The following is a 21,818-nucleotide window of genomic DNA, read 5'->3' on the forward strand; positions in this document are numbered from 1 at the left end:
CGCGCTCACAGCGAGAGCGCACCACGGACGAGGTCGGTGAGGATGGTCTGGACCTCGCCGGAGCGCATGACGGCGACGAGCACACCGGCGAAGGCCACGGCGGCGAGGATGACGACCGCGTACTCGGCGGTCGCCGATCCCCGGTCGTCCCGCAGTCGTGACCGCCACCGGGCGACGAGGGGACGCGGGCGACGGTGGCGGATGGCCCGACGGGTGCAGTTGCCGGGGGATGACGTGGTGCTCATGGTGTCCGTCCTTTCTGTTCGGTGGGTCCAGCCTGTCCGGGCTGCGGTGGCGACGAGGGGTCCCGGTGGCATCTGTGGAGAGGTCACGCGGTACCGCCCACCGTGGAGGAGAGGACCCCCACCACCACGGGCACCACCCCCACGAGCACGAACGCCGGCAGGACGCAGACCCCGAGTGGCAGCACCAGCCGGACGGCCAGGCGTTCCGCAGCCACGAGCCCGTCGGCAGCGGCCTCGTCGCGCACGTCCTCGGCAGCGCGGCGGAGCAACCCCGCGGCGGGGACCCCGGCGCGCCGGGCGAGGTCGAGGACCTCCCGCAGCCGGTCCAGGTCGCCGACGGGCGCGGCGGCTCCCGCGGACGCCTCGGCGACGGCCCGCCCGGCGGTGGTCCACGACCCGCCTCCGGCGACCGCCACGGCCCAGGCGTCGAGGAGCACCCCGGGCACGCGGCCGTCGGGGGTCGCGGAACGGACCAGCCGGGCGGTCCACCCCCGACCGGCCAGGACGAGGGCCGCCGCGGTGCACGAGCACGCCCAACCGGCCGGTGAACCGACCAGGACCTCGACGGCGCCGGCGCCCCAGGCCGCGCCGAGGCCCAGCCCGAAGAGCGGCAGTGCGAGCACCACCCGGGCGCTCGTCCGCGGACCGGCCAGGGCGACCCGGATCGCGCGGTCCGAGGCGGCAGCACGGCGGAGCGCCCCGGCGAGCCCGCGGAGGGTCTCCGCGACGGGCGCTCCCGTCCGGTCCGCCACGCGGAGGACGACGGCGATGTCCTGCTGCGCGGGTCCCCCGGCCCCGGGCAGTCCGCCGACGAGCCGCCAGGCCCGCGGCGGCGGGACCCCCGCCGCGACCAGCGTCGCCACCCGGTCGAGCACCCCGGCGATCCGCACCGGACCGTCGGGTGTGGGTCGGCTCACCGCAGCCCGTCCACCGGGCGCACCTCGAGCCTCCTGTCCGGGCCGACGCGCAGCGTGCCCACGCCACCGAGCCGCCGCTGTCCTGCCCGTCGCTCCACGTGCAGGACCAGGTCGAAGGCGCTGACGGCCTGCCGGGCGAGCGCCTCGGCACCGAGGCCGGCGAGTGCGCCGAGCGCTTCGAGGCGTGCGGCCACGTCGGCGATGCCGTTGGCATGCACGGTGCCGGCTCCCCCGTCGTGCCCGGTGTTCAGGGCGGAGAGGAGTTCGCGGACCTCGGCGCCGCGACACTCCCCCACGACGATCCGGTCGGGTCGCATCCGCAGCGCCTCGCGCACGAGCCGGTCGAGGCCGAGCGCGCCGACCCCCTCGGCGTTCGCCTGCCGCACCTCGAGCGCGACGACGTGCGGGTGGGCGATCCGGAGCTCGGCGACGTCCTCCACCGTCACGATGCGCTCGTCGACGGGGACGTTCCCGAGCATCGCCGCGAGCAGGGTGGTCTTGCCGCTGCCGGTCGCACCGGTGACCAGGACGTTCCGGCGCGCGGCGACGGCGTCCTCGACGACCGACCGCGGGACGAACGCGAAGGTCCCGCCGCGCTCGAGGGCGGCGAGGGAGGGTCGCTGGACCTGCGGCAGTCGGATCGACACGGCGGTGCCCCCGACGGACACCGGGGCAAGGACGACGTGGACCCGGACGCCGTCGCCGTGCCGGACGTCCGCGCACGGGGTGGTCTCGTCGACGTGTCGGCCGCCGAGCGCGACGAGCCGGGTCGCGAGTTCGCGGGCTCGCGCTTCCGTCAGTCGCGGCTGGACGGCTTCGAGGCCGGTCCCGCGGTCGACCCACGTCCCCACACCGCCGAGCACCAGGACGTCCGTCACGGTGGCATCAGCCACCAGGGCAGCGAGTTCCTCGAACTCGACGACCACGGCGGCCCGGCGGCGAGCCGGCGGCGCGGCCCCGGGCAGGAACGGCGCGGACGGTGCAAGTGGTCGCGACGGCGCGGACGACCGTGACGACGGGCGGGACGAGGGCGAGGGAGGAGCACGGTGCAGGGGCATGCCGCCGACGGTAGGCAGTCGGCACCCGCGCCGATCGGACGGTCCCCACATCTGTGGACAACGTCGGAGTGTCCGACCAACGGACCGATTTGTACCCCGATACGGAAAGCCGTACCCCGGTCGATGATGCGACACCGAATCCGCTCGAGCCACCGATCACCCCTGCACCCCACAGCAGGACTGGGCGGAGCAACTGCTCCGCAGGTACATGCAGAATGCATGCACGAGCATGGACCGGTCTGTCCACGCGACCGGCGTCCCTGCGCGGATCGGGGCACACGACGAAGCCCGACGAAGCACCGTCGCTCGAGGCGGACCCCGGAAAAGAGAAGAGGCGGCACCGGTTGGGGGGAACAGGTGCCGCCTTGACATCGAGGGATTGGGGGGAATCCGATTCGATGCCGCCGGAAACGAGTCCAGCGAGAACCACTGTACCCCACGATCGGCTCTCCAGGGCAAACCCGGACACGACATCCGGGCGTGCCGCGCCCCGACCCGGCCGAGGGGTAGTCTCCGGATGCACGCACGCACCGGCGACGGATGCACGCACACACCGGCGACGGATGCACGCACACACCGGCGACGGATGCACGCACGCAACCGCCCCGGATGCACGCACGCATCCACGACGGATGCCACCAGAGGCCGCAACGACGCGAAAGGACATCGATGTCCACTCCGACCCAGACCGACCCCCGAGGCGATGACGGAGCGACCTTCGCGCCGCCGCCCGAGTTCGTGGCCGACGCGGTCGCCGGCGAGGACCTCCACCACGCGGCAGCAGCCGACCGCGAGGCCTTCTGGGCCGAGCAGTCCCGCTCCCTGCTCGACTGGCGCACCCCGTTCACGCAGACCCTGGACTGGTCGGGCGCCCCGTTCGCGAAGTGGTTCGCCGACGGAACGCTCAACGTCGCCGAGAACTGTCTCGACCGGCACGTCCGCGCGGGCAACGGCGACCGGGTCGCGATCCACTTCGAGGGTGCACCAGGCGACACGCGTCGGATCACCTACGCCGAGCTGACCGCCGAGGTGCAGCGCGCCGCGAACATGCTCACCGACCTCGGCGTGGGCCAGGGCGACCGGGTGGTCGTGTACCTGCCGCTCATCCCCGAGGCCGTCGTGACGATGCTCGCCGTCGCCCGCATCGGTGCCGTGCACTCGGTCGTCTTCGGGGGGTTCAGCGCGGAGAGCCTCCGCGCCCGCATCGAGGACGCCGGCGCGAAGCTCGTCGTGACAGCGGACGGCGGGTGGCGTCGCGGCGCCGTCTCACCGCTCAAGCCCGCCGTCGACGAGGCGCTGACCGGCGAGGGCACCGACACGGTCGAGCACGTCCTGGTCGTCAAGCGCGGCGGCAACGACATCGCGTGGAACGACCGTGACGTCTGGTGGCACGACGAGCTGGCGAAGGCGGCACCGACCCACGAGGCCCGGGCGTTCCCGGCCGAGACCCCGCTGTTCATCCTGTACACCTCGGGCACGACCGGGAAGCCGAAGGGCATCGTGCACACCTCCGGTGGCTACCTCACGCAGGCGGCCTACACGCACAAGAACGTCTTCGACATGCACCCGGAGAAGGACGTCTACTGGTGCACCGCCGACATCGGCTGGATCACCGGCCACTCCTACGTCGTCTACGGCCCGCTCGCCAACGGCGTCACCCAGGTGCTCTACGAGGGCACCCCCGACGAGCCGAAGCCCGGCCGCTGGTGGGACCTCGTCGACGCCTACGGTGTCACCGTCCTCTACACCGCACCCACCGCGGTCCGCGCGGCGATGAAGGCCGGCCGCGAGATCCCGGAGGCCCGCAGTCTCGAGACCCTCCGCCTGCTCGGCAGCGTCGGCGAACCGATCAACCCCGAGGCGTGGCAGTGGTACCGGCAGGTCATCGGCCACGACCGCACGCCGATCGTCGACACGTGGTGGCAGACCGAGACCGGCGCGATCATGATCTCCGCGCTGCCCGGCGTCACGAAGCTCAAGCCCGGCGCCGCGCAGACGCCCCTGCCGGGCATCGTCGCCGAGATCGTCGACGACGACGGCCGCCGCGCCGACCCCGGCGAGAGCGGCTACCTGACGATCACCGAGCCGTGGCCGTCGATGGCCCGCGGCATCTGGAACGACCCGGACCGGTTCGTCGAGACGTACTGGTCGCGGTTCCCCGGCCGCTACTTCGCCGGCGACGGTGCGCGGCTCGACGGGCAGGGCGACATCTGGGTCCAGGGCCGCGTCGACGACGTCATGAACGTCTCGGGCCACCGCCTGTCGACGGCCGAGATCGAGTCCGCCCTGGTCGGCCACGAGGGCGTCGCCGAGGCCGCCGTGGTCGGTGCCGCCGACGAGACCACCGGGCAGGCGGTCGTCGCGTTCGTCATCCTGACGGCCGAGGCCGCCGCCGACGTCGACCGCGACGCTGCCTCCGCGGAACTCCGCAACTGGGTCGGCAAGCGGATCGGCGCGATCGCGAAGCCGCGCCAGGTCGTCATCGTGCCGGAGCTGCCGAAGACACGCTCCGGCAAGATCATGCGGCGGCTGCTCCGCGACGCGGCCGAGGGCCGCCGCATCGGCGACACGACGACGCTCGCCGACCCGACGATCATGGCGACCATCGCGGAACTCATGTAGTCCCGGGAACGGAAGCAGGGCCTCCAGTCAGATTCAAACTGGAGGCCCTGCTCGCGTACTGCGTTCGGCTGACGGTCCGTCAGGCGGTGAGCTCCACCACCAGCTCGACCTCGACCGGTGCGTCCAGCGGGAGCACCGCGACGCCCACCGCGCTCCGCGCGTGGACGCCGGCGTCCCCGAAGACGTCGCCGACCAGGGTCGACGCCCCGTTCGCGACCCCGGGCTGACCGGTGAACGACGGGTCCGAGGCGACGAAGACCGTGACCTTGACGACACGCGCCACGCGGTCGAGCGAACCGGCGACCGACTGCACGGCGGCCAGGGCGTTCAGCGCGGCCACACGAGCCTGGGCCGCGGCGGTCTCGGCGTCGACGTCGGTGCCGACCTTGCCGGTCACGGGCAGGGCACCGTCGACGAACGGCAGCTGACCAGCCGTGTAGACGTACTGCCCCGTCACGACGGCGGGCACGTAGGCGGCGACGGGAGCGGCGACCGCGGGGATCGTCAGGCCGAGTCCGGCGAGCCGGTCGGAGACGCTCATGAGTCGGCCTTGGGGCGCTTCAGGTAGGCGACGAGTCCGCCCTCGGGCCCGGTGACGATCTGGACCAGCTCCCAGCCCTCGTCCCCGTAGTTGTTGAGGATCGCGGTGGTGTTGTGGATCATCAGCGGCGTGGTGAAGTACTCCCAGCGAGTCATGCGGTTCCTTGCCAGCCTTTCAGTCGGGGGTGTCGTTTAGGCTGCATCCTATGTCTGCCCAGAAGACGTCTGCATCGCGGACCAAGCCCGTCTCAGCAGTCGGCGCCTTCATCGGATTCGTCGGGTTCAGTGCCCTCGCCGGCCTGCTCGTCACGATCGGTGTCACCCCGGCCATCGCGGTCGCCGGTGTCACGACGACGTCCACGATCGGCGTGTTCGAGTCCCTGCCGGAGTACATCGAGATCGGTGACCTCCCGCAGCGCAACGAGGTGTACGCGTACTCGGGCGGCAAGTCCGTGCACTTCGCGACGGTCTACGACCAGAACCGCGAAGAGCTGAAGTTCGACCAGATCAGCGAACAGCTCAAGAACGCCGCGATCGACGGCGAGGACAAGCGCTTCTACGACCACGGCGGCGTCGACATGACGTCCCTGGTCCGCGCCGGCGTCGGCAGCCTCGCGGGCGGTCTCGGCGAGTCCGGCGGTGGCTCCACGCTGACGATGCAGCTCGTCCGCAACATCAAGATGCAGCAGGCCCTCGAGCTCCCCACGAAGAAGGAGCAGGTCAAGGCCTACAACGAGGCAGTCGAGCAGACCATCCCCCGCAAGCTCGAGGAGATGAAGCTCGCGATCGGACTGGCGAAGAAGTACTCCAAGAAGGAGATCCTCACCGCCTACCTGAACATCGCCTACTTCGGCGACCAGACGTACGGCGTGCAGGCCGCGGCGCAGCACTACTACAACAAGAGCGCGACCGACCTGACCCCGGCCGAGGCGGCGTCGCTGCTCGCCATCGTGCAGTACCCCGAGGCACGCAACCTGTCGAACCCGAAGAAGTACGAGGCGAACGTCGCCCGGCGCGACGTCATCCTGAAGTCGATGTACGCCCAGAAGAACCTGACGAAGGCCGAGTACGACCAGGCCGTCGCCTCGAACCCGAAGGACTACGTCCGCCTGACCCAGCCCTCGCAGGGGTGCCGGGCGTCGGTCGGCGACGGATCGCAGTTCTTCTGCGACTACGCCGTCAAGGTCGTCAAGGAGATGTCGCAGCTCGGATCGTCGCAGAAGGCCCGTGACGCCGCGTGGCGCAACGGCGGCTACAAGATCCAGACGACGCTGAACATCGACCTGAACGCCGAGCAGAAGCAACTCGTCAACACCTACGACAACAAGGCCGAGACCGGCCTGGCGCTCGGGGCCACGCTCAACTCGATCGAGGCGGGCACCGGTCGCATCCTGACGATGGCGCAGAACAAGGACTACGACCAGTCGCTGAAGTCCGCGCCGACGTCGACCTCGATCAACTACAGCGTCGACTACAAGTACGGCAACTCCGGCGGCTTCCAGACCGGCTCGACCTACAAGCTGTTCACGCTCCTCGCCTGGCTCAAGGCTGGTCACGGTCTCAACGAGGTCGTCAGCGGCGCACCGCGGAACATGTCGTCCGGCTGGACCGCCTGCGGGTCACCGATCACCGCGGGCAACTACAACCCGAAGAACGACAGCCCCGGTGAGAGCGGCAACTACACGGTGGCCGCCGCGACCGCCGGCTCCATCAACCTGGCGTTCCTGAACATGGCCCAGAAGCTCGACCTCTGCGACATCCGCGACACGGCGGAGTCCCTCGGCGTGCACCGCGCCGACGGCGGCGAACTGCAGTACACCCCGTCGTCCGTCCTCGGCGTCAACGAGATCGCACCGATGACGATGGCCGCCGCCTACGCCGCCGTCGCGAACAACGGCATCTACTGCAAGCCGATCGCCATCGAGCAGGTCACCTCCCCCAGCGGCAAGCAGCTCGGCGGACAGACCAAGGACTGCAAGCAGGTGCTCGACCCCGAGGTCGCCCACGCCGCTGTCTACGCCATGAAGGGCACGATCGCCAGCGGTACCGCCCGCGGCGCGCAGACCCCGGACGGTACCCAGCTGTTCGCCAAGACGGGTACCACCGACACCGCGAACCAGATCTGGCTCGTCGGGTCGAGCTCGCGGGTCGCGACGGCGTACTGGCAGGGCAACACCGACGGCAAGCTCAACAACCTGCGGCACTACAGCAACGGCGTCAACGGCACGTACGCCGGTGTCCGAGCGAGCGTGTGGCAGCAGGCGATGACCCCGGTCAACGCCGCCTACCCCGCCGGCGCCTTCACCGACCCGAACACCTCCGCCCTCCGCGGCAACAGCAAGGCGCTGCCGGACCTCCGCGGCAAGACGGCCGACGAGGCCCGCGCCGCGATCTCGGGTGCCGGCTTCACCTACGTCGACGGCGGTGCGCAGCCGGGCGCCGGCAAGGCCGGAACCGTGACGTCGACCTCGCCGTCGGCCGGTTCGCTGCTGTCGTCCGGGTCGAGCGTCACCGTCTACACCTCCGACGGGTCGCAGATCACCGTGCCGTCGGTGACGGGCAAGCCCCTCTCCGACGCTCGCGCCCAGCTGAACCAGGTCGGGCTGACGAACGTCGCCATCGCCGAGCAGTACGCGAAGGGCGGCGGCGACAAGGAGTGCCGTGTCGCCTCGGTCGAGCCCGGCGTGCACACCGACGCCAGCAAGGACTCGACGGTCACGCTGACCCTGTACGGCGACAAGAACGGCAAGGCGCCCAAGGACTGCAAGTGACCCGCGGGCGCGCCGCACTCGGGGTCCTCGCAGCCGGTGCGGCCGTCGGAGCTGCTTCGGCAGCCTGGGGTTCGCTCGTCGAACGCCGTCGCTTCGGGATCCGGTGGGAGACCGTCCCGGTGCTCCCGCCGGGTTCCCGTGACGTGACCGTCCTGCACCTGTCCGACATCCACATGGCCCCGTGGCAGGCCGACAAGCAGCAGTGGCTGCGCGACCTGAGCCTGGTCGAGCCGGACTTCATCGTGAACACCGGGGACAACCTCGGCCACGCGACCGCGAACGCCGCCGTGGAGTACGCGCTCGAGCCGTTCCGCGGGGTGCCCGGGGTCTTCGCCTACGGGTCGAACGACTTCTTCGGGCCCTCCCCGCGCAACCCGCTCAAGTACTTCTCCGGGCCGAGCCGGATGCACAAGGCGGCGGAGCCCGTCGGTCTCGACATCGATCGGCAGACGGCGTTCTTCGAGTCGCTCGGCTGGCTCGACCTGAACGACCAGGCGCACGCGATCGAACTCCGGGGTTCCCGGTTCGAGCTGTTCGGCACCTCGGACGCGCACCGCGACTGGGACCGCCTCGACCTGCTCCCCACCAACGTCGACGAGATGCGCGGTGACGTGCCGTGGTCCGAGGACGAGGACGGCCCCGCACCGGTCGCCATCGGCGTCACGCACGCCCCCTACCGTCGCGTGCTCGATGCCTTCGTGACCCAGGGCGCCGACGTCATCTTCGCCGGGCACACCCACGGCGGTCAGGTGGCGGTCCCCGGGGTCGGTGCGCTCGTCACGAACAGCGACCTCCCCCGTCGGTACGCCAGCGGCCTGCACAAGTGGGAGCACCGCAACCACTGGTCGTGGCTCGAGGTCTCCGCGGGCCTCGGCACCTCGATCTACGCGCCCGTCCGGTTCGCCTGCCGGCCCGAGGCCGTCGTGGTCACTCTCACCGCACGAGCTTCCTGAGCCGACGCGCCCGGGAGTTCGCCGGATGGTCGTGAGCATCCCCGATCATCGGATAGTATTGTCGGGTTGCTCCGGTACGGAGTGATGACACCGCGGGGTGTGGCGCAGCTTGGTAGCGCGCCTCGTTCGGGACGAGGAGGTCGCAGGTTCAAATCCTGTCACCCCGACACTGTGTTGAGACAGTACGAAGAAGGCCCTGGTTCTCCGGAACCAGGGCCTTCTGCTTTCCCGGGTGCAGCTCGACCGTCGGATGGGTCGCACGACCCACGCGGTCCGTTCCTCCCCCGCTGCGAGCACCACCTCCCGCTACGCTCGCAAGCGCCATGCAGAACGACCATCCCCTCGCCGCCGTGCTCACCACGATCGCTGCGGAGTTCCCCGGCATCGCGGACGACCCGGTGCTCGCTGAGAGCCTGACGGAGAACGTCACGTCGATGATCGCCGAGGCCCACGAGCGCTACGCGGCAGGAACCGACGGCAGCGTCGTGAGCCACGCGTTCCTCGACCCCGAGCACCTGGCGACCGGCAGTCTGCACGCCGAGCATGCCCAGCACCCGGCGGGCGCCATGCTCGCGGCGGAGATGCTGTTCGACGCCTACCTGCCGGTCTTCGTCGACGAGGTCGGCGCGGAGTCCACCGCCGAGGTCCTGCGGGCCACCAGGGCCCTGCACGCCGGCATCTGGAGCCGGTTCCCGGCCGGGGCGGTCGCGTACACGGAGGCACTGCGCCAGCGTGTCACCTCGGCGCACCTGGACTCCCGCACGCAGATCGCGCGAGACCTGCACGACCGCGTGGCACACGGCATCCTCGCCGGCTTGCAGCGCCTCGACCTCGTCCTGCTGACGGACCCGCCCTCGGACGAGCGCGCCGCACAGCTCGACGACGCGGCACGGTTGCTCCGGAGTGCGCTCGGCGACGTGCAGGACCTCGCAGTGAGCCTGCACGCCCGGGTCGGGGACGCGCTGCTCGACGACGCGCTCCGCCGGCACATCCACGACCTGTTCCCCGACGACGACCGCCTGTCCGTCGAGTCGACGGGCAATTCCGGTCCTCTGCCGAACTGGCAGGCCGAGGAAGCGCTGACGATCCTGCTCGAGGCGCTCACGAACCGCAGCAAGCACGCCCCGGGTTCGTCGACCTCGGTGCGCTTCGCGTGGTCCCCCGCCGCCGTGGTCGCGACGGTGACCGACGACGGCCCGGGCTTCGACGTGCAGAGCGACGCCGACGGTCGCCTCGGACAGCAGACGATGCGCGAGCGCGCCGCGGTGATCGGCGCTCGGCTCGACGTCGAGAGCACCCGCGGCCGCCGACAGCACGGCACCACCGTCCGCCTGACCATCCCGAGGGGCACCCTGTGACCGTCACCCACGTCGCCATCGTCGACGACCACCGGCTGTTCCGTGAAGGGCTCGCCACCATCCTGGCCGCGGTCCCCACGATCCGCGTCGTCGCACACGGCGAGCGACCGGCCGAGGTGCTCGGCTCCTCCGAGGCCGCCGCGATCGACGTCCTGCTGCTCGACGTCGAGCTCGACGGCCCGCCGGCACGGACGACGATCGCCACGATCAGCCGCACCCGCCCGGACATCCGGGTGGTGGTGCTCACGATGCACCGGGACGCGGTCCTCCGCCGCACCCTGCTCGACGCCGGCGCGGTCGACTTCGTCACGAAGGACACCCCGAGCCGCGAACTCGTCGACCGGATCGCGCGGGCGGCACATGCCGATGCGGCGCCGGTCACGTTCCCCGTCGACCTGGTGACCGAGGCCCGTGCCGGCTCACCGCTGAGCGACCGCGAGCTCGAGGTCCTGCGACTCATCGCCGCCGCTCGCACCAACGCCGAGATCGCCGCCGACCTGCAGCTCGCGATCGGCACGGTCAAGCGGCACGTCTACAACGTGTTCCGCAAGCTCGACGTCGGCTCCCGCGTCGGCGCGGTCGCCGCCGCCACGCGCCTGGGCTTGCTCACCTGAGGCGCCGCGGAACCTCGTGAGCAGCAATGGTCGGGTGCCCAGCGGACACCCGACCATTCCTGCTCACGAAGCGAACGAACTCGACGGAGTGAACGAACTCGACGAGCTAGCCGACGGACGACGCCCCGGCACCAGCAGCCGCACCCGCGGGCACGAGCTTGCCGGCCGCGTGCAGCCCGGCCACGACGTCGAGCGCCTGGTGCCGGTACCGCGCCTGCGCAGCACCGGGCGACACGATCACGCCGTTCGCTCCCGTCGACGCCACGAGCGCGTTGATCTTCTCCGCGACCTGCTCGGCGTTGCCGTAGGCCTGACGCTCGGTGCGGGCCGCGATGAACCGACGCTCGAGGTCGTTGAACTCGTACGCACGCGCCTCGTCCATCGACACCGGCTCGGGCTTCCGGCCCGAGCGCATCCGGATGAACGAGATCATGCCTGGGGCGCTCTGCTCGTCGATGACGGCGGGGTCCTCGTCGGTGACGACCTGCACGCCGATCAGCGCGTTCGGCGTCTGCCGGAAGCGCGACGGACGGAACGAGTCGCGGTACAGGGCGAGTGCGGCCTCGGTGTTGTCCGACGCGAAGTGGTGGGCGAAGGCGAACGAGATGCCGAGCGCGCCGGCGACCTGCGCGCTGTACCCGGAGGACCCGAGCAGCCAGAACTCCGGCACGTCGCCGTAGCCCGGCACGGCGCGGATGCCGGCCAGCGGGTTCTCCGCGCCCATGCCGGTGAAGAACCCGATCAGGTCGGCCAGGCGGTCCGGGAAGTCGTCGACGTCGAGTCGGTCCGTGCGGCGGAGTGCCATCGCCGTCGCGCCGTCGGTGCCGGGAGCGCGCCCGAGCCCGAGGTCGACCCGGTCGCCGTACAGGGCACGGAGCGTGCCGAACTGCTCGGCGACGACGAGGGGCGCGTGGTTCGGCAGCATGACGCCACCCGAACCGATGCGGATGGTCGAGGTGGCAGCGCCCACGGCGCTCAGCAGCACCGCCGGGGCCGAGGACGTGATGCCCGGCATCCCGTGGTGCTCGGCGACCCAGAACCGCTCGTACCCGAGCTGCTCGGCGTGCACAGCCATGTCGATGGACCCCTGCAGGGCCTCGGTGTTGGACTGGCCGTACTCGCGGGTGGCCAGGTCGAGGACGGACAGGTGCAGGGTGTCGTCGGTCATGTGGTCACCAACGCGCTCCGGCACATCCGCATTCCACCCGGGACCGGGACATCGACCGGTCAGGACGTCCCGTCGTCCCGCCGCCGCCCGGTCACCGGGCGTCGCCCGGAAGTCGCGGCAGCGACGGTCCGCGACCACTCGACTGACGCATGCGGCCCGCCCCGGACGTGCGGCGCGACGGCCGGGAGGCACGTGGCGGGGCCGCGCCGCGCCTCCAGGCCGTCTGTCGGTTCCGTCTCGGACGTCGGGCGGTCACGACGTGCCGCGCGCACCGCGCGGACCGGTCACGTCCGGTCGGCCGACAGGCGCGCCGCCGACGCGACGTGACCGCACGGCGAACCCGAGCGGGTTGTCGTGACCGCTCGACGAACCGAGCGAGTGACGTGTCCGCCCGGCAGAGGGGTCAGGCGCCGTCGAGGCGGCCGCCGGACTCCGTCAGGTAGCAGTTGGCGCAGAGCGACTCGTAGGCGACGTCGACGCCGTCGATCGCGACCTGCGAGCCGTCGAAGACGAACCGACCGTCGACCGTACGGGCGTTGAAGACGGCCTTGCGGCCGCAGCGGCAGATCGTCTTCAGTTCTTCGAGGGAGTGCGCGACCTCGAGCAGGCGGGCGCTGCCGGGGAACGCCTCGGTGCGGAAGTCCGTGCGGATGCCGTACGTGATGACCGGGATCTCGTCGAGCACCGCGATGCGCAGCAGGTCGTCGACCTGACGCGGGCTGAGGAACTGCGCCTCGTCGACGAGCACGCAGCTGACGGGCCGCACCATGCCGTCCAGGCGGTCCGACTCGGGGTCGACGGCGCCGGCGGCGGTGACGGCCTGGCGCACGTCGGCGTCCGGGGAGAAGACGATGTCGACGGTCCGGGTGACGCCCAGGCGGGAGACGATCTCACGGTCGCCCTTCGTGTCCACAGCGGGCTTGGCGAGCAGCACCCGGTGCCCGCGCTCCTCGTAGTTGTAGGCGGCCTGCAGCAAGCCCGTGCTCTTGCCGCTGTTCATCGCGCCGTAGCGGAAGTAGAGCTTCGCCACTACGCGAGGAACCCGTCCTCGGCGGCCCGACGGATGAGGTCGGACTTCTTCGAGGCGGGGCGGCCCACCTTGCTGTACTTCTCGCGCACGCGACGCAGGTAGGTCTTGGCGGTTTCGTACTGCACGTTCATCTGCGCGGCGACCTCGTTCGTCGAGTAGCCGGACACGTAGAGCCGCAGCGCCTCTTCTTCACCGGCGCTGAGCTTCGGCCGTTGGTGCGCTGCGGCGCCCGTCGGCAGCGGACGCCATTCCCGGGGCTGCGGGGTCTCGCGGGCGACGCCCATGATCTCGCGGGCGACGTCCATGACCTCGCGCATCGGGAGCGACTTCGACAGGAACGCCGCGGCGCCGGCGGCCAGGGCACGGTCGCGGGACTCACGGCTGTCGACGCTCGAGAGCACGATCACCTTCGCGCCGGCGGCACGGCAGGTGCGGACGCGGGCCTCGATCGAGACGGGTTCCTTGAGCTGGAAGTCGAGGAACACCAGGTCGGTCGGGAAGCTGTCGCTGTGGACCATCTCGAGCCAGGTGTGCGCGGTCAGGGCCAGGTCGAAGTCGAACGCGTTCACCGCGATCCAGCTCGACAGGCTGTCCAGCAGCACCTCGTGGTCGTCGAGGATGGCCAGCCGCACACGTCGTGCTCCCGGGTTCGGGAGGGACGGCGACCCCTCCGAGAGCCTGTTCGGGTCAGTGCTGGTCATAGGAGAACCTTAGTGCGAGGGAGGAAGGGCGGACCGCGACGTCGAGGTCGGGGAACGTCACGCGGAGGACTGCGAAGTAGGGGTCGAAGGTGCGGTGGATGCCGATGTCGGAGTCCGCGACGGCGAGCTCCATGTCGACGGACACACGAGCGGGTGCGGGCGACCGCGCGGGCCCGGCGGCCGGGGCTGCCGGGCCCGCCACGGTGTCGGCTCGTCGCACCGTCGCGCGGAACCCGGCCGGGTCGACGGTCGACGCGCGGAGGGCCGCACGGACGAAGGTGCGGACGACCGCCCGCTGGTCGGTGTCGAGCGTCGCGATGAGGCCGTCGGGGTCGTCGACCACCGGCGCCTGCCCGCCATCGACCCGGACGGCGTGCTCGAACCAGGTGCGGTCGGCGTCGGCGACCATGGAGGCCCGGATGCCGTCGGCGATCGCGCGGGCACGGGCACGGTCGGCGTCGGTGATGACGTCGCGTGTGCGGAGCTCGGCGAAGAACGGGGCGACGTCGCGGGACAGGATCGTCGAGCGGTCCTGCTGCACGCTCGCCGCGATGCCGTCCCGCTCGGCGCGTGCGACCGAGTACGACCCGGCACGGATCTGCACCCGTTCGGCGAGCCCCGCGAAGGTCCAGGCGAACACCGCGGACGCGGCGGTCAGCACGAGCGTCGGGGCCGCGGCCAGGAACGCCGCGACGGCGACCGGCACCTCGTGCGGGAACTCGGCTGCCCCCGCGCCCCAGGTCACGGCGTTCACGGCGGCCAGGACGACCCCGCCGATCGTCAGGTCGGTCCACGGGCGGTACGGCGCGACCATGACGATGCCGGTCGCGGTGATCAGGGACATGAAGTCGTTCAGGGCACTGCGGTCCGGCCCCCACTGCGCCGCGACGCTCGTGACCGACGCCAGGCCGAGCAACCCGACGTGTGCGACGAAGGCCGAGCGCGGGAACGGCGCACGGAACGGGCTCGAGGCAGCGAGCACCACCACCGCCGAGGCGGCGACGAGCAGCACCGTGAGGGCGCTGAGCGTGGGGCTGCCCACGACGTCGCGGTCGAAGATCGACACGAGCAGTGCCCAGACGACGCTGCCGGCCCCGAGCACGAGGGCCAGGGGCCGCGATCCCATCGCGCCGAGCGGGTCGTACTGCTGCGCGGTGCGGCGGGACCCCGATCCGGACCCGACGCGCTGCCGGGCCGCCGTCATCGCTCGGTCCCCCGGTCGTCGCCGACCACCGGCACGGTGACCGCGCCGGTGACCGGTCCGTACGGCACGGTCATCATGACGCTCGTGCCGGAACCGGGCGACGACCAGATCTGGACGTCACCGCCGACCCGGCCGATCCGCTCACGCACCGAACCGCGGAGGCCCATCCGGTCGGCTCCGGTGGCGTCCTCGTCGAACCCACGACCGTCGTCGACGACCATGACGGTGCAGGACGCGCTGTCGTCGAACACACTCACCTCGGCGGCGTCGGTACCCGCGTGCTTCCGCACGTTGGCCAGGCACTGGCCGACCGCCCGGACGACCGCCGACAGCGCACGCTGGTCCAGGCGCTCGAGCGCCGAGGTGTCACCGGAGACGGTCACGTCCAGCCCGAGCGTCCGGTGCTCGTCGACCATCACACCGAACGCCTCGGCCGCCGCACCGGGACGCGGGCGGGCGGCCGGCGCGAGCCACCCCTTGCCGGTGAGCACCGCGACGTCAGCGTCGACCGTCTCGGCGAGGTGCGGGTCCATCGGGCCGTCCGGCGCGAGGGCGATCGCACCCAGGTGGTTGAGCACGGTGTCGTGCAGGATCGCGGACGCCTCGGCCTCGACCCCGGCGCGGTAGGCGGACACGTGTTCTTCGCGCGCCGAGCGCAGGAGTTCGGGCTGCACCCGTTCGCTCCGCCCCGTGCTGCGGGTCGTGAAGAGCACGAGCGCGACCACGAATCCCAGGGTGACCCAGGCCAGGATGAGCGGACGGGGCGACTGGTCGGCCTGCACGATGGCGATCCAGGTCGCGAGTCGTCCGGTCAGGAAGCCCACGAAGGACCACAGCACGACGCGGCTCGGCACAGCCCCGGCTCCCCCGACCAGGATGAGCGGGATCACGACGAGGGACATCAGGTACGAGGTCACCCACCCGGTCGGCACCTGCTGCTGGACCCCGACGGCGAACCACCAAGCGCAGACACCGCCGACGGCCAGGAACGCGATCGCCGAGACCGGGGTGCCGAACTGTACGTGCACGCCGATCATGGCGAGCATCGGGACGACCGCCAGCGCGGTGCCGACGACCTGCACCCCGGGCTCGGACAGGCCGTAGAGCACGAGCGTGATGGCCGCGGCCAACAGGGACCCGATGGCGGCGGCGTGGAATGCGCGCACGGTCGACCACGCGTTCACTCGCGGTGCGAGGTGCGTGGGGATGCCGAGCACGAGGTGGATCCTTCCGGGTGGCGAGGGCGCCGCCCACGATCCAACCACCGGAGCAGCGGCCGTGTACCCCGAATCCGGGGCCGTGCGGCGACCCGCACGATGATAGCGGCCCGGACCGGGGTCTTGCTGTCCCCCGAACGTGGACAAGACACGACCCGGAGGGACACCCTTCAGAACAGCGTCTGCGCCGCTGCCGGCCGGAGCAGCCGCTGGTCGAACCCGGGGTCGGCGCGCTTCAGCGGTGACACCGTCGGCGCCGACTGCTCCTGCGGTAGCGCCTGTGGGACTCCGTGCCGCGGCCCCTGCGGCACGCCCGGCTGCAGGGTTCGCGGTTCGGAGAAGCCCATCGACCCCGTCGCCGGGTCCACGCGCCCCAGTCCGACACCGTGCGCCGCCAGGATCGGGCGGATGCGCTCCGACAGCCACCGTCGGTAGTCCTTCGGCGCGTAGGTGTTGTCGAGGTACATCGCGCGGTACCGCTGCACCAGGTCGGGTCGCTCACGGCCGAGCCACTCGAACCACCACGGCTTGACGCCGGGCCGCAGGTGCAGCGCCGAGTACATGATGCTCGTCGCGCCGGCCGCGGTCGCCCGACCGACGGCGTCGTCGAGGTGCGCCCGGGTGTCGGTGATGTAGGGCAGCACCGGCATCAGGAACACCGCGCAGTCGAGCCCGGCGTCGCGGATGGCCCGCACGGTCGCCAACCGGGCCGACGTCGTCGGTGTGCCGGACTCCACCGACTGCTGCAGCGAGTCGTCGTACACGGCGATCGACATCGCGAGGTCGACCGGCACCACCTTCGCCGCCTCGGCCAGCAGTGGCAGGTCACGGCGCAGCAGGGTGCCCTTCGTCAGGATGCTGAACGGGGTGCGCGACTCCGCCAACGCCTCGATCACGCCGGGCATCAGCCGGTACCGCCCCTCGGCCCGCTGGTACGGGTCGGTGTTCGTGCCGAGCGCCACCGGGTGGCGGTCCCAGGACGGCTTGCCGAGCTCACGACGCAGCACGTCGGCGACGTTCGTCTTGACCACGATCTGCTGGTCGAAGTCGGCGCCGCCGTCGAACTCCAGGTACGTGTGGGTCGGGCGGGCGAAGCAGTACACGCAGGCGTGGCTGCACCCGCGGTACGGGTTGATCGTCCAGCCGTACGTCCCCGAGCCGTCCGCGCTCGGCACCCGGTTCAGGGCGCTCTTCGCCAGGACCTCGTGGAAGGTCACCCCGGCGAACTCGGGCGTCGTGACGCTCCGGACGAACCCGCTGTTCGATTCCATCCCGGGCAGCGCGTCGCTCTGCTCGGCATCGATCGCCTGTCCACTCCACCGCATGCCGTCATTCGAACACACGTTCGAACGGACCGCAAGCCGGAACGGTCCGGTGTAGGCCTCAGTGGTGCAGGCCGAGCACCTTCGCGGTGCGCTCGAGCGTGGCGTCCGCCAGCTCCGGGTCGTCGCCGAGGTCCTGACCGTAGGTCGGCACCATCGCGCGGACGTCGTCCTGCCAGGCGTCCCACCGGTCCGGGAAGCACCGGCGCAGCATCGTGAGCATGATCGGCACGGCCGTCGAGGCGCCCGGCGACGCTCCGAGCAGCCCCGCGATCGAACCGTCGGCTGCGGTGATGACCTCGGTGCCGAACTGCAGCACACCGCCCTTGTCCTTGTCGGGCTTGATCACCTGGACGCGCTGCCCGGCGGTGATCCGGTGCCAGTGCTCGGGCTCGGCGCTCGGCATGAAGTCGCGGAGCGCCTCGAATTTCGTGTGCTTCGACGCGAGGAGCTGGCCGACCAGGTAGCGGACCAGGTCGAAGTTCGAGAACGCGACGCTCAGCATCGGGCGGAGGTTGTGCGGCCGGATCGAGCGGAACAGGTCGAGGACCGAGCCCTGCTTCAGGAACTTCGGGCTGAACCCGGCGTACGGCCCGAACATCAGCGACGAACCACCGTCGACGATGCGGGTGTCGAGGTGCGGCACCGACATCGGCGGGGCACCGACACTGGCCTTGCCGTAGACCTTGGCGGAGTGCTTCTGCACCACCTCGGGGTCGTCGGTGCGCAGGAACTCGCCCGACACCGGGAAGCCGCCGTAGCCGCGGATCTCCGGGATGCCGGACTTCTGCAGCAGGTGCAGGGCTCCGCCGCCGGCACCGACGAAGACGAACTTCGCGGCGATGCGCTGCGTCGACCGACCGATCTCGTTGCGGACGTTGAGCACCCAGCCCTCGGACACCTTCGAGCGGGTCAGGTTGGTGACCTGGTGCGAGGGCTCGAACTCGACACCGTCGATCTCGAGCTGGTCGAAGAGCTGGCGGGTGAGCGACCCGAAGTCGACGTCCGAGCCGGCCGCCGAGTACGTCGCCGCGATCGGCTGGTCCTTCCTGCGGCCGGGGATCAGCGCCGGCGCCCACTTCCGGATCTGCGCCGGGTCGTCCGAGAACTCGATGCCCGCGAAGAGCGGGTGGTCACGCATGGCCTCGTACCGGGCACGCATGTAGGCGACGTTGGCCTCGCCCCACACGAAGGAGATGTGCGGCGTGGGGTTGATGAAGTTCGACGGCTCCGGCAGCACGCCGGTCTCGACCAGGTGCGCCCAGAACTGCCGCGAGACCTGGAACTGCTCGTTGACCGTGACGGCCTTCGCGATGTCGACACGGCCGTCCGGCAGTTCCGGCGTGTAGTTCAGCTCGCACAGTGCAGAATGCCCGGTACCCGCGTTGTTCCAGGGGTTCGAGGACTCCTGCGCAACCGTGCCGAGCCGCTCGTACACGCGGATCTTCCAGCTGGGCTCGAGCTTGTGGATGATGGCCCCGAGCGTGGCACTCATGATGCCTCCGCCGATCAGGACGACGTCGATGGGATCCACCTGCTGCTCTGCCACCCGTCGATCCTACCGGCGGCATCCGACAGACGGACAGGAGGCCCGTGGCGGTGTCGCCACGGGCCTCCTGTCCGTCTGCTGGTCGCGCTCGGCGCGCTACGCGTCGACGGAGCGGCGCGCGACGATCGTCTCGGCGATCTGCACCGCGTTGAGCGCGGCACCCTTCCGCAGGTTGTCGTTGCTGACGAACAGGACGAGACCGCGTCCCTCGGGCGCGGACTGGTCGGCGCGGATGCGGCCGACGAACGCCGGGTCCTGGCCGGCGGCCTGCAGCGGCGTCGGGACGTCGGAGAGCTCGACTCCGGGTGCGCTCGACAGGATCTCGGTCGCACGCTCGGGCGACAGCGGACGCTCGAACTCGGCGTGCACCGAGATGGAGTGGCCGGTGAACACGGGGACGCGCACGCACGTGCCGGCGACGAGCAGGTCGGGGAGCTCGAGGATCTTCCGGCTCTCGTTCCGGAGCTTCTTCTCCTCGTCGGTCTCGCCCAGGCCGTCCTCGACGAGGCTGCCAGCGAGCGGCACGACGTCGAAGGCGATCGGGCGGACGTACTTGACCGGCTCGGGGAACGTCACGGCGGATCCGTCGTGCGTCAGCGCAGCGGTGTCCTGCTCGAGCGCGGCCTTCGCCTGGCCCAGGAGCTCCTCGACCCCGGCGAGCCCGGAACCCGAGACCGCCTGGTAGGTCGTCGCGACCAGGCGGCGGAGCCCGGACTCGGTGTCGAGCACCTTGAGCACCGGCATGATCGCCATGGTCGTGCAGTTCGGGTTCGCGATGATCCCCTTCGGCGCCTGGTCGATGGCGTGCGGGTTCACCTCGCTCACGACGAGCGGGACGTCGGGGTCCATGCGCCAGGCGCTCGAGTTGTCGACGACGAGCGCTCCGGCAGCGGCGAACTTCGGCGCGAGGGCCCGCGAGGCGGTGGCCCCGGCGGAGAACAGCGCGATGTCGATGCCGGACGGGTCGGCGAGCTCGGAGTCCTCGACCACGATCTGCTCGCCCCGGAACGGCAGCGTCGTGCCGGCGGAACGGGCGCTCGCGAAGAAGCGGACCCGGTCGGCCGGGAACGCGCGCTCTTCGAGCAGGCGACGCATCACGGCGCCGACCTGGCCGGTGGCGCCGACGACGGCGACGGTGAGGGTGCTCATGCGGTGCTCCTGGTGGTTCAGCGGATCAACGGGTCGGCGGGCGTCAGCGGCCGGTGCCGGCGTAGACGACTGCCTCGGCATCGGCATCGAGGCCGAACGCGCTGTGCACGACGCGCATCGCCTCGTTCAGGGTGTCGGCGCGGGTCACGACCGAGATGCGGATCTCGGACGTGGAGATCATCTCGATGTTGATCGACGCGTCGTGCAGGGCGCGGAAGAGCTGCGCCGAGACACCGGCGTTCGTGCGCATCCCGGCTCCGACCAGGGCGAGCTTGCCGATCTGGTCGTCGTACTGGATGCTCTCGTAGCCGATGTCGGCCTTCGCGACCTCGAGCGCCGTGAGCACGGTCTGGCCCTGGTCCTTCGGCAGGGTGAACGAGATGTCCGTCCGCCCGGTCGACGCCGCCGACACGTTCTGGACGATCATGTCGATGTTCGCCCCGGCGCGCGCGACGTTCGTGAAGATCTCGGCGGCCTTGCCCGGCTGGTCCGGGACCCCCACGACGGTGATCTTGCCCTCGGAGAGGTCTCCGGCGATCCCGGTGATGATCGGTTCTTCCACGGTTTCCCCCTCGGCAGGGTTGTAGACGATGGTGCCCTCGTTGTTGTTGAACGAGGACCGGACGTGCAGGGTGACGCCGTGCCGCCGGGCGTACTCGACGGCGCGGATGTACAGGACCTTGGCACCCGAGGCTGCGAGCTCGAGCATCTCTTCGCTGGTGACGCGGTCGACCTTGCGGGCCTTCGGCACGACGCGGGGGTCGGCGGTGAAGATGCCGTCGACGTCGGTGTAGATCTCGCAGACGTCGGCGTCGAGTGCTGCGGCGAGGGCGACGGCCGTGGTGTCCGAACCACCGCGGCCGAGCGTGGTGATCTCGCCCGTGGTGCGGTTGAAGCCCTGGAACCCGGCGACGATCGCGACGTGGCCGGAGTCGAGCGCCTCACGCACGCGCTTCGGGGTGACGTCGACGATGCGGGCCTTGCCGTGCTGGGCGTCGGTGAGCATGCCGGCCTGGCTGCCGGTGTAGGAGGACGCTTCGACCCCGAGGCTCTTGATCGCCATCGCGAGCAGCGCCATCGAGATGCGCTCCCCCGCGGTCAGCAGCATGTCGAGCTCACGGCCGGCGGGGATCGGCGTGACCGAGTGCGCCAGGTCGACGAGTTCGTCGGTGGTGTCGCCCATCGCCGACACCGCCACGACCACGTCGTTGCCGGCCTTCTTCGTCTCGACGATCCGCTTCGCCACGCGCTTGATGCTCTCGGCGTCCGCGACGGATGAACCACCGAACTTCTGCACGATCAAGGCCACTGGCTGGTACTCCCGGGGACGGCGACACCGCGAGGTCACGCGGTCTCACAATGGTAGTCGGTGTTTCGGGGATGTTGCGTGCGAGCGGGCC

Annotated in this window: 19 protein-coding genes and 1 tRNA gene; 6 read left to right on the forward strand and 14 right to left on the reverse strand. The window is 71.1% G+C overall.

Annotated elements, in window-relative coordinates; translation table 11 throughout:
• Window positions 1-5: 5 nt before the first annotated feature.
• The 3 genes from DEI85_RS11690 to DEI85_RS11700 form a co-directional block, all read right to left on the reverse strand.
• Window positions 6-245: a DUF4244 domain-containing protein gene (locus DEI85_RS11690; RefSeq protein WP_111123293.1), complete on the reverse strand. Its 240-nt coding sequence runs from the start codon at window positions 243-245 to the stop codon at window positions 6-8.
• A gap of 83 nt (window positions 246-328) precedes the next feature.
• Window positions 329-1,162: a type II secretion system F family protein gene (locus DEI85_RS11695; protein WP_111123292.1), complete on the reverse strand. Its 834-nt coding sequence runs from the start codon at window positions 1,160-1,162 to the stop codon at window positions 329-331.
• Window positions 1,159-2,088, reverse strand: coding sequence for a TadA family conjugal transfer-associated ATPase (locus DEI85_RS11700; RefSeq protein WP_111123291.1), 930 nt, complete (start codon window positions 2,086-2,088; stop codon window positions 1,159-1,161). The genes DEI85_RS11695 and DEI85_RS11700 overlap by 4 nt, the downstream gene beginning before the upstream one ends.
• Before the next feature lie 801 nt (window positions 2,089-2,889).
• Between DEI85_RS11700 and acs the strand changes: the two genes are divergently transcribed.
• A complete protein-coding gene (acs, locus tag DEI85_RS11705) occupies window positions 2,890-4,842 on the forward strand; it encodes an acetate--CoA ligase (RefSeq protein ID WP_111123290.1) in 1,953 nt (650 codons plus the stop codon).
• Window positions 4,843-4,921: 79 nt separating this feature from the next.
• Here the strand turns inward: acs and DEI85_RS11710 are convergent, their stop codons facing one another.
• Window positions 4,922-5,383 carry a RidA family protein gene (locus DEI85_RS11710; RefSeq protein WP_110861432.1) on the reverse strand — a complete coding sequence of 154 codons (462 nt, stop codon included), beginning with the start codon at window positions 5,381-5,383 and terminating at the stop codon, window positions 4,922-4,924.
• On the reverse strand, window positions 5,380-5,538 hold the full coding sequence (sp36, locus tag DEI85_RS11715) for a Sp36 family protein (protein WP_110861434.1): 159 nt from the start codon (window positions 5,536-5,538) through the stop codon (window positions 5,380-5,382). Before sp36 ends, DEI85_RS11710 begins: the two co-directional genes overlap by 4 nt.
• 50 nt (window positions 5,539-5,588) lie before the next feature.
• On the opposite strand from sp36, the gene DEI85_RS11720 reads away from it, so the two are divergent.
• From DEI85_RS11720 to DEI85_RS11740, 5 genes are all read left to right on the forward strand, one after another.
• Complete coding sequence (locus DEI85_RS11720; protein ID WP_111123289.1) at window positions 5,589-8,153, forward strand: transglycosylase domain-containing protein; 2,565 nt, start codon at window positions 5,589-5,591, stop codon at window positions 8,151-8,153.
• A complete protein-coding gene (locus DEI85_RS11725) occupies window positions 8,150-9,106 on the forward strand; it encodes a metallophosphoesterase (RefSeq protein ID WP_110861438.1) in 957 nt (318 codons plus the stop codon). Before DEI85_RS11720 ends, DEI85_RS11725 begins: the two co-directional genes overlap by 4 nt.
• A 93-nt stretch (window positions 9,107-9,199) precedes the next feature.
• Window positions 9,200-9,273 (forward strand) — tRNA-Pro (locus DEI85_RS11730).
• Between the two features lie 156 nt (window positions 9,274-9,429).
• Entirely contained in the window at window positions 9,430-10,464 is a 1,035-nt protein-coding gene (locus DEI85_RS11735; protein ID WP_111123288.1) for a sensor histidine kinase, read from the forward strand.
• Window positions 10,461-11,078: a response regulator transcription factor gene (locus DEI85_RS11740; protein ID WP_111123287.1), complete on the forward strand. Its 618-nt coding sequence runs from the start codon at window positions 10,461-10,463 to the stop codon at window positions 11,076-11,078. Before DEI85_RS11735 ends, DEI85_RS11740 begins: the two co-directional genes overlap by 4 nt.
• A 106-nt stretch (window positions 11,079-11,184) precedes the next feature.
• Here DEI85_RS11740 and DEI85_RS11745 read toward each other — a convergent pair whose 3' ends face one another.
• From DEI85_RS11745 to DEI85_RS11785, 9 genes are all read right to left on the reverse strand, one after another.
• Window positions 11,185-12,246, reverse strand: coding sequence for an LLM class flavin-dependent oxidoreductase (locus DEI85_RS11745; RefSeq protein ID WP_110861445.1), 1,062 nt, complete (start codon window positions 12,244-12,246; stop codon window positions 11,185-11,187).
• 403 nt (window positions 12,247-12,649) lie between these two features.
• Entirely contained in the window at window positions 12,650-13,276 is a 627-nt protein-coding gene (locus DEI85_RS11750) for a thymidine kinase (protein WP_027466399.1), read from the reverse strand.
• Window positions 13,276-13,977: a response regulator transcription factor gene (locus DEI85_RS11755; RefSeq protein WP_035808846.1), complete on the reverse strand. Its 702-nt coding sequence runs from the start codon at window positions 13,975-13,977 to the stop codon at window positions 13,276-13,278. Before DEI85_RS11755 ends, DEI85_RS11750 begins: the two co-directional genes overlap by 1 nt.
• Window positions 13,964-15,181 carry a hypothetical protein gene (locus DEI85_RS11760; RefSeq protein WP_111123286.1) on the reverse strand — a complete coding sequence of 406 codons (1,218 nt, stop codon included), beginning with the start codon at window positions 15,179-15,181 and terminating at the stop codon, window positions 13,964-13,966. Before DEI85_RS11760 ends, DEI85_RS11755 begins: the two co-directional genes overlap by 14 nt.
• On the reverse strand, window positions 15,178-16,398 hold the full coding sequence (locus DEI85_RS11765) for a sensor histidine kinase (protein WP_181435569.1): 1,221 nt from the start codon (window positions 16,396-16,398) through the stop codon (window positions 15,178-15,180). The genes DEI85_RS11760 and DEI85_RS11765 overlap by 4 nt, the downstream gene beginning before the upstream one ends.
• 170 nt (window positions 16,399-16,568) lie before the next feature.
• Window positions 16,569-17,723, reverse strand: coding sequence for an Rv2578c family radical SAM protein (locus tag DEI85_RS11770; RefSeq protein ID WP_111123285.1), 1,155 nt, complete (start codon window positions 17,721-17,723; stop codon window positions 16,569-16,571).
• A gap of 58 nt (window positions 17,724-17,781) precedes the next feature.
• Window positions 17,782-19,269 carry a malate:quinone oxidoreductase gene (locus DEI85_RS11775; protein ID WP_111123284.1) on the reverse strand — a complete coding sequence of 496 codons (1,488 nt, stop codon included), beginning with the start codon at window positions 19,267-19,269 and terminating at the stop codon, window positions 17,782-17,784.
• Window positions 19,270-19,365: 96 nt separating this feature from the next.
• On the reverse strand, window positions 19,366-20,418 hold the full coding sequence (locus DEI85_RS11780) for an aspartate-semialdehyde dehydrogenase (RefSeq protein WP_110861480.1): 1,053 nt from the start codon (window positions 20,416-20,418) through the stop codon (window positions 19,366-19,368).
• 43 nt (window positions 20,419-20,461) lie between these two features.
• Window positions 20,462-21,727, reverse strand: a complete 1,266-nt coding sequence (locus tag DEI85_RS11785; RefSeq protein WP_017888681.1) for an aspartate kinase — start codon at window positions 21,725-21,727, stop codon at window positions 20,462-20,464.
• Window positions 21,728-21,818: the final 91 nt, after the last annotated feature.

The organism is Curtobacterium sp. MCBD17_026 (assembly GCF_003234895.2).
GTDB lineage: Bacteria > Actinomycetota > Actinomycetes > Actinomycetales > Microbacteriaceae > Curtobacterium > Curtobacterium flaccumfaciens.

Coding starts and splice junctions, on each gene's coding strand:
- DEI85_RS11690 (WP_111123293.1), bottom strand. CDS start 245: ATGAGCACCACGTCATCCCCCGGCAACTGCACCCGTCGGGCCATCCGC.
- DEI85_RS11780 (WP_110861480.1), bottom strand. CDS start 20,418: ATGAGCACCCTCACCGTCGCCGTCGTCGGCGCCACCGGCCAGGTCGGC.
- DEI85_RS11735 (WP_111123288.1), top strand. CDS start 9,430: ATGCAGAACGACCATCCCCTCGCCGCCGTGCTCACCACGATCGCTGCG.
- DEI85_RS11720 (WP_111123289.1), top strand. CDS start 5,589: ATGTCTGCCCAGAAGACGTCTGCATCGCGGACCAAGCCCGTCTCAGCA.
- DEI85_RS11770 (WP_111123285.1), bottom strand. CDS start 17,723: ATGCGGTGGAGTGGACAGGCGATCGATGCCGAGCAGAGCGACGCGCTG.
- sp36 (WP_110861434.1), bottom strand. CDS start 5,538: ATGACTCGCTGGGAGTACTTCACCACGCCGCTGATGATCCACAACACC.
- DEI85_RS11710 (WP_110861432.1), bottom strand. CDS start 5,383: ATGAGCGTCTCCGACCGGCTCGCCGGACTCGGCCTGACGATCCCCGCG.
- DEI85_RS11745 (WP_110861445.1), bottom strand. CDS start 12,246: ATGACCGACGACACCCTGCACCTGTCCGTCCTCGACCTGGCCACCCGC.
- DEI85_RS11760 (WP_111123286.1), bottom strand. CDS start 15,181: ATGACGGCGGCCCGGCAGCGCGTCGGGTCCGGATCGGGGTCCCGCCGC.
- DEI85_RS11755 (WP_035808846.1), bottom strand. CDS start 13,977: ATGACCAGCACTGACCCGAACAGGCTCTCGGAGGGGTCGCCGTCCCTC.
- acs (WP_111123290.1), top strand. CDS start 2,890: ATGTCCACTCCGACCCAGACCGACCCCCGAGGCGATGACGGAGCGACC.